The sequence below is a fragment of the Desulfotomaculum defluvii genome (assembly GCF_054657375.1).
In genome coordinates this window covers 268,536-284,308 of the sequence record NZ_BAAHYV010000008.1, presented here as the reverse complement: position 1 = coordinate 284,308, position 15,773 = coordinate 268,536, and the positions used below count along the sequence as shown (strand labels likewise).

The following is a 15,773-nucleotide window of genomic DNA, read 5'->3' as shown; positions in this document are numbered from 1 at the left end:
ACTATTCGACTTGTGTCGAGAGTTTCTCGTCATTTTTTTCTATTCTTTCCAATAAAGTACCAAGCCTTTCCCCAGGTTTACCTTCTCTATTCATTAGTTCAATTGTTTGTTTAAGCCACTGCACCGCTCCTTGCTCATCAGTTAAGGAACATACTTCTTTCGCCAGCCGCGGTCTGCGACCAAGTTTACCACCTCTAATGACCCTATAGCCTTTACTGCCAATAGTTATAGCTCCATTGGGACAACTTTTGGCACACTTGCCACAATTTAGACATTGTGAGCGATCAATGTAGGGGCCTTGTTCTTTTAGGACGATAGCTTGATCAGGGCACACAGTCACACATAATCCACAGTCTACACAGCCCTCTCCAACCACTGGCACTGCCTGTCCTTGCAGGGCAAAGTCTTTTATTTGTGGTCTGCAGCAGGAGTTCGGGCAACCTGCCAGGGCTACACGAAAAATATGATGTTGCATAGCTTTGAAACTACCCAGACGGGTCAACTGTTGATTGGTAAAGTCAATTTGTTGAAAGAATTCTTTATAAACAGACTCCATGCGGTCCAGATCGATAACCGCATGGGGACAGTTGCGACACCTAGTGATTTCGTACATTTCAAAGTTAGCCTGACCACCATTGTTTACTTTATGTTGCAAGCTCAACCTCCTATCCTCTCCTTAGCGAATAATCGCCATAATAAACAAAATGCAAATGCCTAAAAATAAGTTTGCAGCAGAGAACCAAATAAACCGATTCTGCATTCTAGAAAAGCCTGGGGTTGGCTGTTCACCGGGCCTTTGGGGTGCCTCGGCCGGAATGCGTTTAGCATAGTTTAAACTAACAATGGCTGTCAACAATACCATGAGCAAGTACAGACTAATTTTAAGAAGCATCAGTTTACCATAGCTGGTCATGACAAACAAGTCAAACTGATAAAAGCGTCCGTATATGCGATAGGTACCCGTTATTGCTAATATGCCAATACTGACCCAGGCCCAATTTTTAAACCTTTCAATTCCCATCAAACGCAAAAACTGTGGAGGTATTCCCTTCCCTCCCACTGCAGGTGTAAGTACTAGCATCATAAAGATCATGCTGCCAATCCATGTTGTAAAAGCCAGATCATGAAAGAATCTGGCTAATTGAGTCAAGGTTAACATTATATTTGGCCCCTTATTTTACAGCTTTATTAAGTTCCTCAAGCAGTGCCTGTACATCCAGGCCATGCAGCATAGCACCCTTTTCTAGGGATTCTAATTGGGCAGTGGGGCAGCTCAGGCAGCCCATGCCATATCTTTGAAATACTTCTACAGTTTGGGGAAATTCCTTTACAATATATCCCATTGTCATATCGCTCGTAATTTTAGACATTAATGACTCCTCCTTAACTATTTATAGTTTGCTCAATTTGTGAATGAATATAAGCTATAAGATAATGTCAGTTTCCTGGCCAGGAAGTTCTGATTTGTTTTTGATCTTGTTACCATGATACTCCTTTTGTTCTTGACAACCAGTGAGAAATATAACCAACCCACTGTGATGTTGGTCACAGTGGGTTGGTTATAGAGCCTTGGGCCATGGCCCAACGAATTAGCAAGTGCTATCGTTATCCCCTGCTTTGGCAGATACAGCTAAGCATTTTCAACGTGGGTCAATAGTTAAGTAACGATGTCAATTAAATAATTAAACCATAGTTGATAAAATGGGGCTTTAAAATGAATGCCATCGGAATCATAAAGCTTTTTGTTAGTGTCATTTATTAGGGAAGCGATATCGATAAACTCCACTCGCTCTTCCGCCGCCATCTGGGCCAGACCCTCATTACATTTATAAATATGCCTATTGTTGGTATGGGGTTTCTGCCGTTCCACCTTAGCAGCTACCGGTAAAACGGATTGTACATAGATTTGTGCCTCCGGAAATCTTACCTTTAAGCTGCGCACTAATTCTCTGTATTGCCCCACAAACCAATTGCTATCAGTGCGATCATCCATATCATTAACCCCATATAAGAGATATATATTTCTTGGGTTACTTATCTTAATACTACTAATTTGAGATTTTGCTTCATTAATGTTAATGCCTATCGTGGCACAAACATTAGCTTGATCTAACAGGTCTAGGTAAGAGATGGCTTCGGTTATGGAATCCCCCATAAACACATCCTGCTTAAAGAATTCCTTATAACCACCCTCGGATGCCTCAGTTGTCATTTCATTTAACTGATTAAAGTCCGTATAATCCATTAGACTCTCCACGGAGGTATCCCCAAAAAACGAATTAATATTATACACAAGAAGCATATCCCGGATGTGATTCTCTTTTATGAGAGTTATTAAGCTATCATAATAATACCTTAGATCCACCACAAAGATTTGACTATAATGACTGGTTAAAAAAGGGATCAGGCAATTGGCATAAGAATCTTTTATGACTAACAGTTTTTTAGAGTCGACACCTTTGGTTGTTATTTTGATCAAAGGATGATTACCATTCAGAAAAAGGCTATACTTGTCTTTCTTCTTGATATTTTCTAGATTGTACAGAGAATTTGCAGTTTGTGCCTTTCCCTCTTCATCAAAATACTCTATTTGATAGCTTTCTTGCTTCTTCGGAATATAGAGATCGATACTATCTGGGCTGACTTGCTTTAAACCAGCTTTGGAATGTAAAGAACCGTAAAAGCTATCAGTTACCTGTTGGGTACTATAATAACTTTCAGCATGGGGAACTCCACCCGTGGTCTTAATCAGCCTTTGATAGGTATAATAAGCTCCCTTGGTTGTCCAATGATGATCTGTTTTGTAATAAACATATTCATTTTGTTTTGCTTCTAGTGCCCCAAAAACATCTACAAATTGAATACTTTTGTCCAAAGAATTTTTCACCCGTGCCAACCATTTTTGTTCACTGTCAGAGGCTACATAGGGAGGTAGCTTTCTGTCTAAGATAGCCTCAGAATTAGGTATCAACATGAAATATTTATTAATCTGTGGTGTTGCCTTGCCAAAGGTATTAATGAGTTCTAACTTGCTCTGAAAGCTTTGCTCATCTGGTTCCTTAAAGGCTGGCAGTAAGTAACCATCCTTTCCTAAGTAAACCCCATTATATTCCTTTTTCCCTAATGCTTTCTCCAGGCTAGACTTTACCCCTACCCAAAAGTCCTTCATAGCAAACTGATCGGCGATATACTTCTCGTAATTTACCGTAAAATACCCTTCAATGAGTTCATCTAAGGAAAAACTAGGTCTTTGTTCAAGGACTCTGTTTTCTAATTCTGAAAAACTCCGATCTGGGGTTAGTAGATTAATAACTACCATACCACCCAGATAAACCAATAAGATAATACCAATGGTATATTGAGGTAGCCATTTAGACTTTTGCAAGACCAACACCTCATTAAATTTAAAATCTAAAATACAAAAATGGGTTATAACTTAAATTAACTAAGTAAGCAGTACAAAAAAATAGCAGCAAAGAATAGACCACAGGTAGTGCTATGCTCTGGACTAGCTTTACTCTTTCCTGCCAATTTACCACTTGGTTTTTCACCAGAGGAGTTGAGCAAACCGAAAGGGTAATTAACAAGAATGCATTAGTGTATAGATAGTAGATCGCCTGGTCATCGAGCAATTTATAAGAACCTAATCCAAACATAATTTGTAAATATGTAAAGCCTTGTAAGAGACTATCGAATTCAAAGAATACCCAACCTACAATAACAATACCCAGCGTATAGATATGGCCCAGAAAATTAGGCTTGTTCTTTAACCAGGCCAAAAGAAAGTACTTTTCTAAAGTAACGAATAGACAAAAGTATAAACCCCAAAAAACGAAATTCCAACTGGCACCATGCCAAAAACCTGTGAGAAACCAAACAATGAACAAATTCCGATATTGTTTTAGCTTACCTTCCCGACTACCTCCCAAAGGTATGTACAAATATTCTTTAAACCAAGAACCAAGGGAAATATGCCATCTGCGCCAAAATTCCGTAACACTCTTGGCTATGTAAGGGTAGTTAAAGTTTCTCATGATATCAAAACCAAACATTTTTCCTAAGCCCCGGGCCATATCCGAATAACCACTAAAGTCAAAGTAGATTTGAAAGGTAAAGGCTACAATTCCAATCCAGGCCGTCAGTAAGGAAATCTCCTGCACAGGAGTTGCCTTAATTTGCTGCCAAAGGAGGCCGATATTATTTGCCAACAGAACCTTTTTAGATAGACCAATAATAAAAAGCGTGGCTCCTTCCCCAAATAGAGCAAAACTTTCTTGACGCTTATCCAGTTGTCTAGCAATGTCGACATATTTAATAATTGGTCCTGCAATCAATTGTGGAAACATGGTTACGAAAGTGGCATAGGCAATTAAATTTTTCTGTGCCTTAACCCGCCCCAGATAAACATCTACTACATAGGAGATGGATTGAAAGGTATAAAAAGAGATCCCAATAGGTAATGGCAATACTGTAACATTGATCTGTAGATTAAATAGCGTATTAATATTTTCAATGAGAAACCCAAAATACTTAAAAAAACCGAGCACGCTTAAGTTGACAGTTATCGAACTAATTAAAATAAACCGGCTGATTGCTGACCTTTCTTTATATTTGTTAAGCAATAAACCGTTTGAGAAATCAAAAACTGAGATAAATATCATGAGTACTATATAGACAGGTTCACCCCAGGCATAAAAAAATAAACTTCCTACAACTAAAATTGAATTTTTCAGCCATCGGGGAGATAAATAGTAGGCAACCAATATGATGGGTAGATAAACAAATATGAATAACAAGCTGCTAAAAACCACTATTATAACACCTCCCCAACTGTTTACCATTTATATGGAATCTTCAAATAGCTCAGCTATTTTTTTAGCATCCTTGGATACAGCAAAAAGAATGTAATTACCTTTCACCTTGACAATCTTTTTCTCTATCAAATAGTACTCTTCTGGAACATAATCGCGGAAACTAGTTGCTTGCCTAGCTGCCCTTTGCAAAACCTTTTCTTTTACACCATCGATATATTTAGGATCCTTTACCTTGATGATGGCTAACTCGTCAGCTTTTATATTTGAAGGTGCCCGGTAAAGCACAAAATCCTCTATCTCGGCCCTGCTAATGCCATACAATTTCTTAAGTTTTGGGTAATCTGCTACTACTAGATTAGATAAATCCACACCTTGATTAACTTTGTCATTAATATCTTGCACCGTTGGATTACTCAATTTCTCTTTACCACAGCCAAAGGCGCCCAGTATACATATGAGCAAAAGCAGACCAACAAGGATTTTCTTGTTTTTATAATAGCTCCTCACTCAAAATTCCCCCATTTTTTAGCTTTAGTTAGCCCCTGTTTTTAGTTTTAGTTATATGTATAAAACTGGCAATTAGACCTATAAACCGTTGGCAGGCAACTATATAAAAATTAAAAATGCATTAAAAGGCAGCCTACTATTGAATATCAACTTAGATCCCCTTATTAGCCCATGGCACAAGGCCCCTCTCTATAGGAAATCCAAAAACTTATGCTAATGGCTAGTATTTTTTCAGAACCTAAGGCCATCGCTATGTAGATTTAGTGCTAGGCAAATGTGATATACTAACAAAGAAGGGAGATGAATTTATGTATAAAACATATAAACTGCAGTCGGTATTATCTGGGGAGGTGTTTGCAGAATAGCATAAAGATCTGCCCTCCCCAGCACCTAAAAGAAATAGATGGGAGGACAAATAATAAATGAATATAACTAATTTATATAAATTTGGGCTTACTGAACGTTTTGAACAAGAAGCTACAATGTATGAAGGTTTATACCTTGCTAGGGTATCGGTACAACACAAAAATTTATATAAAGTTGTTACCACAAGTGGTGAGATTCAGGCAGAGGTTTCGGGAAAGCTGGGCTATACAGCCACAGTCAATTCAGATTATCCTGTTGTTGGTGACTGGGTCATGGTAGACCGAGTTAATGATTGGAATGGCCATGCTATCATTCACCACATTCTCCGCCGCAAAAGCGTTTTTGAGCGTAGGGCAGCAGGCACTTCTAAGCAAGGCCAGATCGTGGCAGCAAATATCGATACGGTTTTTATCTGCATGTCGCTCAATAATAATTTTAATTTGCGTCGATTAGAAAGATATTTGTCTATCGCCTGGGACAGTATGGCAACCCCTGTTGTGGTTTTGACAAAAGTCGACCTTTGCGAAGATCTATCCCAGAAACTTTCAGAAGTGAATGCTGTAGCCATCGGTGTAGATATACTGGTGACAACAAGCATAAAAGATGACGGCTACACCATACTTTATAAATATATAGACAAAGGTAAAACAGTAGCATTCATAGGCTCATCCGGCGTCGGCAAATCCACCTTAATTAACCGTATGATGGGTAAAGAAATACTAGCTACTAATGCAATTGGCGAGGACGATAAAGGCCGTCATACCACTACCCATAGACAGCTAATAGCTCTGCCAAATGGCGGTGTGGTCATAGACACGCCCGGTATGCGTGAATTACAAATAGAACACGCTGACTTGTCTAGGTCCTTTGCAGACATTGATGAACTGGCAGAAAACTGTCGCTTTAGTGATTGCACGCATCAAAGTGAACCAGGCTGTGCCGTAAAGGAAGCAATAAAAAAAGACCTTCTTTCAGCGGAACGTCTTAGTAACTATATCAAGCTTCAGACTGAGATGAAATATCAAGGGTTAAATTCACGCCAAGTCGAACAGGAAAAAATTGAAAAAATGTTCGGTGGTATGGGCGCTATGAAGCAAGCCAGAGCTTTTTTTAAGGCAAAGAACAAGCGGAATAGTTAATTATATTGCCCAAATATCGGCTGGTTTTATTCCGCCATTCCTTTATTTGGGCAAATATATCTTAACCTTTGTTCCTTCATTAATTTTACTCTCCACTTTAATGGTCCCACCGTGCTTATCAATGATCCACTTGGCTATGGCTAAGCCTAAGCCACTACCACCAGTTTGTTTTGTTCTAGATTTATCTGCTCGATAAAAACGATTAAATATATGTGGAAGGTCTTTTTCCGGAATACCTATACCGGTATCCTCTATGACGAGCACCAACTGTGATTTTAGAGAACCACAGCTAACCATAATTTTACCGACCTCGGGAGTGTACTTGATACTATTATCGATAAAAATCCGCAGGGCTTCTTTCATCAATTTGCGGTCGGCATAAATTGAAATATGCTCGTGATTGCACAGATTTATTATTTCATGGCAATGATCAATTAGTCTTGTTTCTTTAATGACTTCATCGATTAAATCATTTAGAGGAAATTCTTTTTTATCTATCTTCTGAGTGTTTTTATCACCTCTGGCTAAAAACAATAATTTTTCAACCAGTTCCTTCATGTCTGTTGACTCAGTTTTAATAGCTTCGATGGATTCCTCAAGAACAGCTGGATCGTTTTTACCCCATCGGTCTAACAAATTAGTATACCCTTGTATAACAGCAATGGGAGTTCTAAGCTCATGGGAAGCATCGGAAACAAACTGATTTTGTTGCTCGTAGGAAGACTGTATTCGATCCAACATACCATTAAAGGTTTCTGCCAACTCTTTCAATTCATCATGGGAACCAGAAACGTCAAGCCTAGTATCTAAAGCATTGATCGTTATATTCTTAACAGTTCGTGTCATGGTTTCTACAGGTTTAAGCATTTTTTTACTTTTGTACCAGCCAATTATGATCACAGTAATGATTGCCATAATGGTTAGGCAAAAAAGAGTAACTGCCAGAATAACTACACTGAGGGTTTCCTTCACTAAATAATTTGAGATTTGAATATATATTTCTTGAGAATCCCAAACCATTGCATCATTTAATACTAAGACAAAACCTGATATACGATGTGTATTGTTGTAAGAAGTCCCGGGATTGATTGGATTTAGTGAAAAAAAGTAATTTTCATTATGGATCTTGTTTTTTTCTTGATCATAAAAAACTTGTTCACTGTTTTCTAGTGCAGTGGTATATAAAACTTTTTTGTCCTCGTCGAAGATGGTTATGTCTACCTGACCTAGTTTGGCCAAATACTCAATGTTTTCGGAGGGAATTTCTTTACTTTCTCTTAGATAAGAGGCGACTATTTGATGGTCCTTTTTTAGATCTTCAGCAGCACTTATCCCTAAATAAGCAATGGCTGCAGTACAGATGCCTGTATTAATTACTAAAAGCAGCAGGGAAAATATTATCGCATATACCGTAGTGATTTTGAACGTAATGGAGAATCGCAGCCTTTTAACTAGCCATTTGTATGATTTACTAATTACCACCGGTATGATTTTCAAGATTTCAAAGAATAAAATAAATATAAATTTTGCTATCTGAATAAAGGTATTCAATAAAAATCGCTTATTCTTCATCTCTTAAGAGATACCCCACCCCTCGGACTGTATGAATAAATTTTTTGTTAAATTTATCATCAATTTTACTTCTGAGGTATCGTATATAGACATCCACAACGTTCGTATCTCCCGCGTAATCATATCCCCATACTGTCTCAAGAATTCTATCTCTTGTAAGTACAATGTTCTTATTTTCCAAAAGATATTTGAGTAATTCAAATTCCCTTTTGGTTAGCTCAATTGGTTCATTATCAAAAGTAAGCAAATATTTATCTACATCCAGCTTTAAATCATGGATCTGTAAAATTTTATTCTTTGTGGTGGCTGCTTTTCTTTTTAATGCTACACGGATTCTTGCTAAAAGTTCCTCAATGGCAAAGGGTTTGGTAACATAATCATCTGCACCCATATCCAACCCCATCACCTTTTCCATGGTCTCGTCCTTTGCCGTCAGTATAATCACAGGAATATCAGAGTTTTTCCTTATTCTTCTCAATATTTCCAGGCCATTTATCGAAGGTAGCATAATGTCTAATATGATTAAGTCAAAAACTTTGTTTAGTATTTTATCTAGGCCAGTTCTACCATCATGGGCTTGTTCAACTTCATAGCCTTCATGGGTTAACTCTAACTCTAAAAATCTAGATATTTTCACTTCGTCTTCAACGATTAATATTTTTTGCCCAGCCACAATATCCCCCCTAATACAGTTAAGTAATAAAGTAATTATACCCGTTCAAATAATAAAAGAGTTAAAAAATAACCTACACTCTTAATGTAGGTTATTTTTGTAGGCTTATTTTAAATATTGCGACACCGGGGACGGTTCTCTCTGTCGCAAACTAACAGAATTCAAAAATAACCTACAGGTTTAATGTAGTTTATTTTCAAAAGCATTATATTTTCTTATCTACTTAGTTGCAGTATTTAGATCTTCTTCAGCTAATGTCTTTTTCGCAGAATCCACTGCCTTTGATATTTTATTAAGGGCTTCGTTTACCTTTACATCCTCTCCATTTTTTCCCTCAAACTTCATTTTATGACCTGTAACCAATGCAAGTAGTAGTACTGGAATAACTATATAAGAAGCAAATGCTGTCATAATAATTGAGACAGTCACAGATAGATCTAAAACCGTACGTCCCTTTTTCGTTATGACAAACCTCGTATTGTTTGCTTTATGAAAGAGACTCTTAACTTTAGTGGAAAAGCTACGGTTTTGCTCCGTTTTAATCTTATTTTCTCTTTCAAGATAAATTAAGGCTTCCAGTAAATCACCGTTACAGTGTTCCAAAGCTTCTTTGGCATCACCATAGCTCACATTGGCCCTTCTTTTCAACTCATCAATATGTTCTAAATTAGAGTTCATCATATTTTCCTACCTCCAGCAAATTATTTAATTTGTCTTATACTGTTATTATAGGGAGGGTTAACTAGAGAATAATTAGCTGAAGATTAGAGTTTGATTAGAAAATACAATAATAAAAGACCCTGGTAAAAACCAGAGCCTCTTACCCTAAAGAGTTATCTTTAGGCTTCATAAGTTCCAAAACCATTACCAAAGAACAGCAAGATCAGAATTAAAAAGATAATAAATGCATAGTTGTTGTAATAGCCACCACCATAACTAGTTCCACCCATTATATACCCTCCTTCCTATTAAGCATATTCCATAATATGGAAGATATTTGGATGTGTTACCATAACCACTCAAAAAGATTATGTTTGTTTGCAAAAATCTTAGAATGTTAATTACTTAATGGTTATTGGATTTTTAATGTAGCAAGTTTGGTATGCTGCTATAAAAGATCCAATAAAATCCGAGATCATATCCAAATTGGTATCCCTTAAACCAGCTTGATTTGGAATGGTAGGTTTTAATCCTATGTCCAAGATAAATTCAAAAATTTCATAGCCAGCACCGAGACTACCTCCAATAAGCATAACAAAAATAAACTTGTTTAATGTTTTTGTGAATTTTATTTTTAACAATTGCTCAAGGATACTATAGGTAAATAAGGCAAGGGAATAAGACCCAAAAATATGTAATACATTATCAAACACCGGTATATTATGGTAATAATTTAATAATTTGCCTAATAGGGTATGGGCAATCAGTGTGAGGCTTACCATGACTCTTATATAATTACTAACGGACAACCCAAGTTTATTTTCTATATAGAGATAGACAAGAGATAATATGATAATAGCAGCTACTTCTAAAGCGTTATTTGCTCTATCCGTTGCTAGTAAAGCTACAGTTGTAAGCGTTTGTATAGTAAAATAGCAAAAATGAATTATTAACCTGGTTTTTTTTATCTCCAAGAAAAATCAGCCTTTCGTGTTTAATAATGTATTATTTATCTTAGGTACTAATACTTATACCTGATAAACAAAAAAAACCGGTAGGTTAACCCTGACCGGTTCAATACGTACCATAACAATTTTTTATTATAACGACCACTTCGTTCCTATATTTCTTCTTCAATCATTTTTTTTATATCTGCTTTGCCCGGCACCCGGCCAGACATTTTTACTTTACCGTTAATGACTAACCCAGGAGTAAGCATCACACCATATTGTACGATTTGCCCAACATCCTCAACCTTTTCCACCTTGGCAACAACATTGGTTTCACTTAACACCTCTCGGACCAGCTTATCCAACTCATTGCATTTCTTACAACCAGTTCCTAATACTTTAATTTCCATTCAGAGACCTCCCTCAAGTTGAAAAAAATCTATATAATTAATTTATAATATAATTACATTATTTGATTAACTTTGCCGATTATTATTCTCTCCAGAGAGTAAAGTTTCTAGTAAATCTGATATTGGTAAAAATTGTTCATTTGGGACTTCTAAATTTAACGTAAATTGCCCCGGACAAAGCCAATGGGAATAGTGTGGAGAAGAACATAATCTGATAGCTGGTTGCCGCTGCCACATAGCCCCATAGGATTGTTCCCAAACCAATTCCCAGGTCAAAGGCTGCAAAGAAAGTACCAGTGGCGGCACCTCTCCTTTGAACTGGTACCTGACGAACGGCTAGGGCCTGCAAAGTTGGAATGCAAAACCCGAAACCTAGGCCAAGAACTGCACCAGCTAAGAGAAAGCCCACTATTGTGTGAGACAGGCCAATGGCCACCATACCAACAAGTATGGCTAGATGGCCAATAAGTAATACCATATTCATTCCACCTCTATCGGTCCAGCGTCCGGATATTGGGCGAGATATTAGCATCGTTAGTGCAATGGCAGTAAAAAATAAACCGATATCACCAATGCCTCGTTCAATGGCAAATAATGCAATAAATGAAATCACCGCACCGTAAACAACGGCTAGAAAGAAGACTACACCGGATGCAGGTAGTGCTTTTTTTTCCAGTAAGCTAGCCCATATCCCAGTAATTGAACTACTGGGTACACTGATGGGTGCATGGGACCCCCGGACAGGAAAAGTACAGCAAAAGGCCAGTAAGGCCAATAGACTCACAATTAAAAATAGCCCCGGATAACCTGATTTACCTACCAACCATAAGCCAACCAATGGGGCTAAGGCCATTGAAAGGGAAGATGTCAAGCCAAAATACCCCATACCCTCTCCCAAACGACTAGTAGGCAAACTATCAGCCACAATGGTTCCTATGGCTGTACTAACCAGGCCGAAGGCAAGACCATGAAAAGCGCGTACTACTATCAGTAATGAAAGAGCCGTTGCAAGTTTGTACATTGCAGAGAAGATTAGTACCATGAACATGCCCAAAAGCATAATCTTTTTGCGACCGTAGCTATCCACTAACCAGCCAGCAATAGGACGTATTATCATAGCACTAATAGTATAGGCACCCATCACATAACCAACTTCCCTTTGGTTACCACCAATGTCCATAATATACAATGGCAAGGTGGGGAGAAGCACTTGCATACTCATAAATAAAGCTAAGTTGGCAAAACATAGCAAGGTAAAATTTTTTGTCCAGATGGAGGTGGCTTGCTCCACTGTTAGACTTGCTGTGAACTGTTGCCCTTTTATTAAATCATCTTCCACAAACTAACCTCCAATATTAAAAGCTGTACATCGGTACAGCTTGTTAAAAATTGTTAACTGAATAAATGTTACAACAAAATAAGCCATCTGGAAAGTAAATATTGTGGTTATTCATTAGAATTCAAAATAACCGCCTAGACTGTCAGTAACATGATGTAAATATACCGAGCAGGTCTACCTCTTTTAAAAACCATTATATTGGGCATACTATCTTAAATTGATAGCTGGAGGTATGTATATGGGAAATCAAATAGTTGAAGCAATATCTGCTATGACGACTTCTTCCCAGGAAGTCGCACCAGATATTTTGGTTTTGCAATTTACCATTGTCAATGCCTTTTTGATCGGTAAGCCAAACTCTAACAATAGTACGTGGGTGCTTGTGGATACAGGCCTTGAAAATTCAGCCGATTTTATTCTAGAATGTGCGGACAAGCGATTTGGTAAGGGTAGTCGTCCTCAAGCAATTGTTCTAACACATGGGCATTTTGATCATGTGGGTTCGGTCATTAAGCTGGCTAATCTATGGGATGTTCCTGTTTATGCCCACGAACTAGAATTGCCCTATATTACAGGTAAAAAGGATTATCCTTTAGCGGATCCAACTGTTGGCGGTGGCATGGTGGCAGCAATATCACCAACATTTCCTCATACAAGTATCGACCTGGGTTATCGTGCTGTGGCTCTGCCAGCAGATGGTCTGGTACCTAGCTTACCTGATTGGAAGTGGATTCATACACCTGGTCATACTGAGGGTCATGTTTCTCTTTTCCGTGAAAAGGATGGTATACTTCTAGCAGCTGATGCCTTTACCACAGTTAAACAGGAGTCTCTCCTCTCCGTATTAAGCCAAAGCGAACAGATCAGTGGTCCTCCGGCATACCTTACTACTGATTGGGAGGCAGCTAAAAATTCTGTTAAACATCTTAGGGATTTGCATCCATCATTAGTTCTCCCAAGTCACGGACAACCTATGAAAGATGAAGAATTGTCACGTCATTTAGAAATGTTAGTGGACCACTTTGATGAAATTGCCGTCCCGGATCAAGGACGTTTTGTTGAACACACTAATACTTAAGGGCATGCGCTGAGGCTAAGTGCATGCCCTTTTTCCTTGAACAAGCCATTACTATTAAAACAATGGTGCAAACATATGAACCGACATTTCAAAAAAAATCAGTGCAAGCACTTGGCAAGCACTGATTTTCGGAGGCTACTGCATTTTATTAATACTATCCTCAGTAGCTTTATAGGAACCTTTTTGAACATAGGATTTACAGCAGGTCTCCATACAAGTACCAGCAGATTCTGGGGTTAGCTGAGTGGCCATAGTAGCATCTACCTTATCTGGTTGTGATGCGCCAAATTTATCAGTGGCTACCAATATTTCATTGGCTACACATTTGTTACCTTGGGCCCAATAGTGACAGTCGTTTACAATACAATGGATATGTTGATTCAAAAGTATCACTCCTTTTTAAGTATTATCTTAGTTTGTTATTTAAACAAAACAGCAAAATCGTGTAGACTATTGATAGCTTCCCATCGGGGCAATATTGCTGAAATCGGCTGAGTTATCCATTTGAGTATTCATGTTTACACTACTCATATAATTATTCATACTTGACATAGCATTAAAGTTATTGTTATAAGCATTGCCCTGAGTCTCCATGTTTTGCATATTAGTAGGGGTATAGGTGCTAATCATAGTATCAGTTGTCATCTGTTTCATCGTAGGAACCTGGTAATAACCGTTCTGATTCATGTACTGCCAAATTTCGTAGGCCATTTCAGAGCAGTTAATGGAACCTTGTTGAACCATTCTTCTTAAGTTAAGGTCAGCACATTCCAATGATGCCATTGATTTTAGAATGGCAGAGGATTTAAGACAACCTAGCATGCCACTGGCTACATCCCTGTTATCTAATCTTTTATAAGAAGTGTTAGGACTTTGTGTTTTGGGGTTGTCTAAACCGTAAACAGGTTGACTGGTAATTGGAGCGTTATACTGTCTAGCCTGAGTCATTCCCTTTTGAGTTAAGGCCTGAACCATATCATTGTATTCCTGGGTCATAAAGTTAATTTGTCTATCCATTATTAAAGAAAGATTTTGGTCCGTTACATGGGGTCTGTAAAGCTCAAATTGATTAATACCATCAATTACATCTGTAAGAACTTCGTGCAATTCCATTACTTCATGTGCTCCGTATTGGGCAGTCATAGTTTAGCCTCCTTATTTAAGTTGTATTTAATTTTCCACCAATGGTTGATAATATTCTAAAAAAATCAAAACAAAAAAAATTCCACAGCCATTAGGGCGTGGAACTTATATATTAAGGGGTCACGAACTTCAGTCATAAACCATATAAATACACTGGAGTGTATAAAATATTGCATCTTTAACAGCTAACCATGCAGATACGATACTTTATATGCAGCTGGTTTAAGATTCTGGAACCTTATCCTCATTATTAATCAACTTGGGTTGGGGCTTAGGTGTTCTTAAATATTTTACCCCAGTCCTGATCAGCACAATTGCAAAGATAATACGTAAAGCTCCTTCAGGCAAAATATGGGCCAGGGAACCTCCCAGATATGTACCAATGAGAATGCCTGGAATCAATCCTGCAAGGATGCTGGTACAAACATTTCCTAAACGCCAGTGGGTATAAGCTCCAACTGCCCCCACAGGAACCATGGCAAGTAAGGAACAGCCCTGGGCTGTATACTGGCTAAAACCTATCAGCAATACCATCGAAGGCACCATTATGGTACCCCCTCCTACCCCCATCATTCCAGAGAGAAAGCCAGTAAAGCCACCAGTTAACAATAAAATAAATATTTTTAGCCAATCAGTGTCAGGTGATGAAATTTGTGGTAGATGAGGTTTAAGCAAAAGTAATATGGTTACGAAAATTAAAAAACCACCAAAAGATTTCTTCAGCTTCCATTCAGGCAGAGCATTGGCAAAGCGTGCTCCTGCCCTGGCAGTAAATACAGCGGTGGATGCCAAGAGCACAGAAGCTAAGATATCCACCGAACCATTTAAACCATAAGTAATAGCCCCCGATAGCCCGGTAAAAATCAGTGCCACTAGACTGGTACCGTGAGCCATATGTTGACCCATTTTCAGGACGCCAACCATAAGGGGGATCATGATCACACCACCACCAAGGCCCACAAGACCTCCAAAAAACCCCGCTGCCAATCCTATTAACAAATTCATTACTACTACCTCCAATTAGCTATTAGCCATTGGTCATTAGCATTAGCATTAGCACGATTAGAGTTTGTCAAACTTAAAATATCACATCGAAAAGCTAAAGGCTAACAGCTAAAGACT

17 protein-coding genes are annotated in these 15,773 nt (G+C 38.1%); 2 read left to right on the top strand and 15 right to left on the bottom strand.

Annotated elements, in window-relative coordinates; genetic code table 11:
• Position 1: 1 nt before the first annotated feature.
• The 6 genes from ACYQ03_RS16760 to ACYQ03_RS16735 form a co-directional block, all read right to left on the bottom strand.
• A complete protein-coding gene (locus tag ACYQ03_RS16760; RefSeq protein WP_459911104.1) occupies positions 2–655 on the bottom strand; it encodes a 4Fe-4S binding protein in 654 nt (217 codons plus the stop codon).
• 21 nt (positions 656–676) lie between these two features.
• Positions 677–1,159 carry a CopD family protein gene (locus tag ACYQ03_RS16755; protein WP_459911103.1) on the bottom strand — a complete coding sequence of 161 codons (483 nt, stop codon included), beginning with the start codon at positions 1,157–1,159 and terminating at the stop codon, positions 677–679.
• 13 nt (positions 1,160–1,172) lie between these two features.
• Positions 1,173–1,370, bottom strand: a complete 198-nt coding sequence (locus tag ACYQ03_RS16750; protein ID WP_459911102.1) for a DUF1858 domain-containing protein — start codon at positions 1,368–1,370, stop codon at positions 1,173–1,175.
• A 287-nt stretch (positions 1,371–1,657) separates the two neighbouring features.
• Entirely contained in the window at positions 1,658–3,385 is a 1,728-nt protein-coding gene (locus tag ACYQ03_RS16745; protein WP_459911101.1) for a DHHW family protein, read from the bottom strand.
• Positions 3,386–3,404: 19 nt separating this feature from the next.
• Positions 3,405–4,811, bottom strand: coding sequence for an MBOAT family O-acyltransferase (locus tag ACYQ03_RS16740; RefSeq protein WP_459911100.1), 1,407 nt, complete (start codon positions 4,809–4,811; stop codon positions 3,405–3,407).
• Positions 4,812–4,841: 30 nt separating this feature from the next.
• Entirely contained in the window at positions 4,842–5,321 is a 480-nt protein-coding gene (locus tag ACYQ03_RS16735) for a DUF4358 domain-containing protein (protein WP_459911099.1), read from the bottom strand.
• 422 nt (positions 5,322–5,743) lie between these two features.
• Here ACYQ03_RS16735 and rsgA point away from each other — a divergent pair, with 422 nt between their 5' ends.
• On the top strand, positions 5,744–6,826 hold the full coding sequence (gene rsgA / locus ACYQ03_RS16730) for a ribosome small subunit-dependent GTPase A (RefSeq protein WP_459911098.1): 1,083 nt from the start codon (positions 5,744–5,746) through the stop codon (positions 6,824–6,826).
• Between the two features lie 42 nt (positions 6,827–6,868).
• On the opposite strand, the gene ACYQ03_RS16725 is transcribed toward rsgA, so the two are convergent.
• The 6 genes from ACYQ03_RS16725 to ACYQ03_RS16700 form a co-directional block, all read right to left on the bottom strand.
• A complete protein-coding gene (locus tag ACYQ03_RS16725) occupies positions 6,869–8,398 on the bottom strand; it encodes a sensor histidine kinase (RefSeq protein WP_459911097.1) in 1,530 nt (509 codons plus the stop codon).
• On the bottom strand, positions 8,388–9,071 hold the full coding sequence (locus ACYQ03_RS16720) for a response regulator transcription factor (RefSeq protein WP_459911096.1): 684 nt from the start codon (positions 9,069–9,071) through the stop codon (positions 8,388–8,390). The genes ACYQ03_RS16725 and ACYQ03_RS16720 overlap by 11 nt, the downstream gene beginning before the upstream one ends.
• Before the next feature lie 219 nt (positions 9,072–9,290).
• Entirely contained in the window at positions 9,291–9,752 is a 462-nt protein-coding gene (locus ACYQ03_RS16715; protein WP_459911095.1) for a DUF4342 domain-containing protein, read from the bottom strand.
• A 380-nt stretch (positions 9,753–10,132) separates the two neighbouring features.
• Entirely contained in the window at positions 10,133–10,705 is a 573-nt protein-coding gene (locus ACYQ03_RS16710; protein ID WP_459911094.1) for a DUF2238 domain-containing protein, read from the bottom strand.
• A 146-nt stretch (positions 10,706–10,851) separates the two neighbouring features.
• Entirely contained in the window at positions 10,852–11,091 is a 240-nt protein-coding gene (locus ACYQ03_RS16705) for a thioredoxin family protein (RefSeq protein WP_459911093.1), read from the bottom strand.
• A gap of 136 nt (positions 11,092–11,227) precedes the next feature.
• Complete coding sequence (locus ACYQ03_RS16700; protein ID WP_459911092.1) at positions 11,228–12,430, bottom strand: MFS transporter; 1,203 nt, start codon at positions 12,428–12,430, stop codon at positions 11,228–11,230.
• A 238-nt stretch (positions 12,431–12,668) separates the two neighbouring features.
• On the opposite strand from ACYQ03_RS16700, the gene ACYQ03_RS16695 reads away from it, so the two are divergent.
• The gene (locus ACYQ03_RS16695) at positions 12,669–13,508 is read left to right on the top strand and encodes an MBL fold metallo-hydrolase (protein ID WP_459911091.1); all 840 of its coding nucleotides are present in this window, start codon (positions 12,669–12,671) and stop codon (positions 13,506–13,508) included.
• 135 nt (positions 13,509–13,643) lie between these two features.
• Here ACYQ03_RS16695 and ACYQ03_RS16690 read toward each other — a convergent pair whose 3' ends face one another.
• The 3 genes from ACYQ03_RS16690 to ACYQ03_RS16680 all read right to left on the bottom strand — a co-directional run bounded on the left by ACYQ03_RS16690 (position 13,644) and on the right by ACYQ03_RS16680 (position 15,656).
• A complete protein-coding gene (locus ACYQ03_RS16690) occupies positions 13,644–13,892 on the bottom strand; it encodes a DUF1540 domain-containing protein (protein WP_459911090.1) in 249 nt (82 codons plus the stop codon).
• A 66-nt stretch (positions 13,893–13,958) separates the two neighbouring features.
• Positions 13,959–14,651: a spore coat protein gene (locus tag ACYQ03_RS16685; RefSeq protein WP_459911089.1), complete on the bottom strand. Its 693-nt coding sequence runs from the start codon at positions 14,649–14,651 to the stop codon at positions 13,959–13,961.
• 222 nt (positions 14,652–14,873) lie between these two features.
• Positions 14,874–15,656: a sulfite exporter TauE/SafE family protein gene (locus tag ACYQ03_RS16680; RefSeq protein ID WP_459911088.1), complete on the bottom strand. Its 783-nt coding sequence runs from the start codon at positions 15,654–15,656 to the stop codon at positions 14,874–14,876.
• Positions 15,657–15,773 lie beyond the last annotated feature (117 nt).

Excerpts from the sequence above, each read along its gene's own strand:
- ACYQ03_RS16755 (WP_459911103.1), bottom strand. The coding sequence starts at position 1,159 with ATGTTAACCTTGACTCAATTAGCCAGATTCTTTCATGATCTGGCTTTT.
- ACYQ03_RS16750 (WP_459911102.1), bottom strand. The coding sequence starts at position 1,370 with ATGTCTAAAATTACGAGCGATATGACAATGGGATATATTGTAAAGGAA.
- rsgA (WP_459911098.1), top strand. The coding sequence starts at position 5,744 with ATGAATATAACTAATTTATATAAATTTGGGCTTACTGAACGTTTTGAA.
- ACYQ03_RS16725 (WP_459911097.1), bottom strand. The coding sequence starts at position 8,398 with ATGAAGAATAAGCGATTTTTATTGAATACCTTTATTCAGATAGCAAAA.
- ACYQ03_RS16715 (WP_459911095.1), bottom strand. The coding sequence starts at position 9,752 with ATGATGAACTCTAATTTAGAACATATTGATGAGTTGAAAAGAAGGGCC.
- ACYQ03_RS16705 (WP_459911093.1), bottom strand. The coding sequence starts at position 11,091 with ATGGAAATTAAAGTATTAGGAACTGGTTGTAAGAAATGCAATGAGTTG.
- ACYQ03_RS16695 (WP_459911091.1), top strand. The coding sequence starts at position 12,669 with ATGGGAAATCAAATAGTTGAAGCAATATCTGCTATGACGACTTCTTCC.
- ACYQ03_RS16685 (WP_459911089.1), bottom strand. The coding sequence starts at position 14,651 with ATGACTGCCCAATACGGAGCACATGAAGTAATGGAATTGCACGAAGTT.
- ACYQ03_RS16680 (WP_459911088.1), bottom strand. The coding sequence starts at position 15,656 with ATGAATTTGTTAATAGGATTGGCAGCGGGGTTTTTTGGAGGTCTTGTG.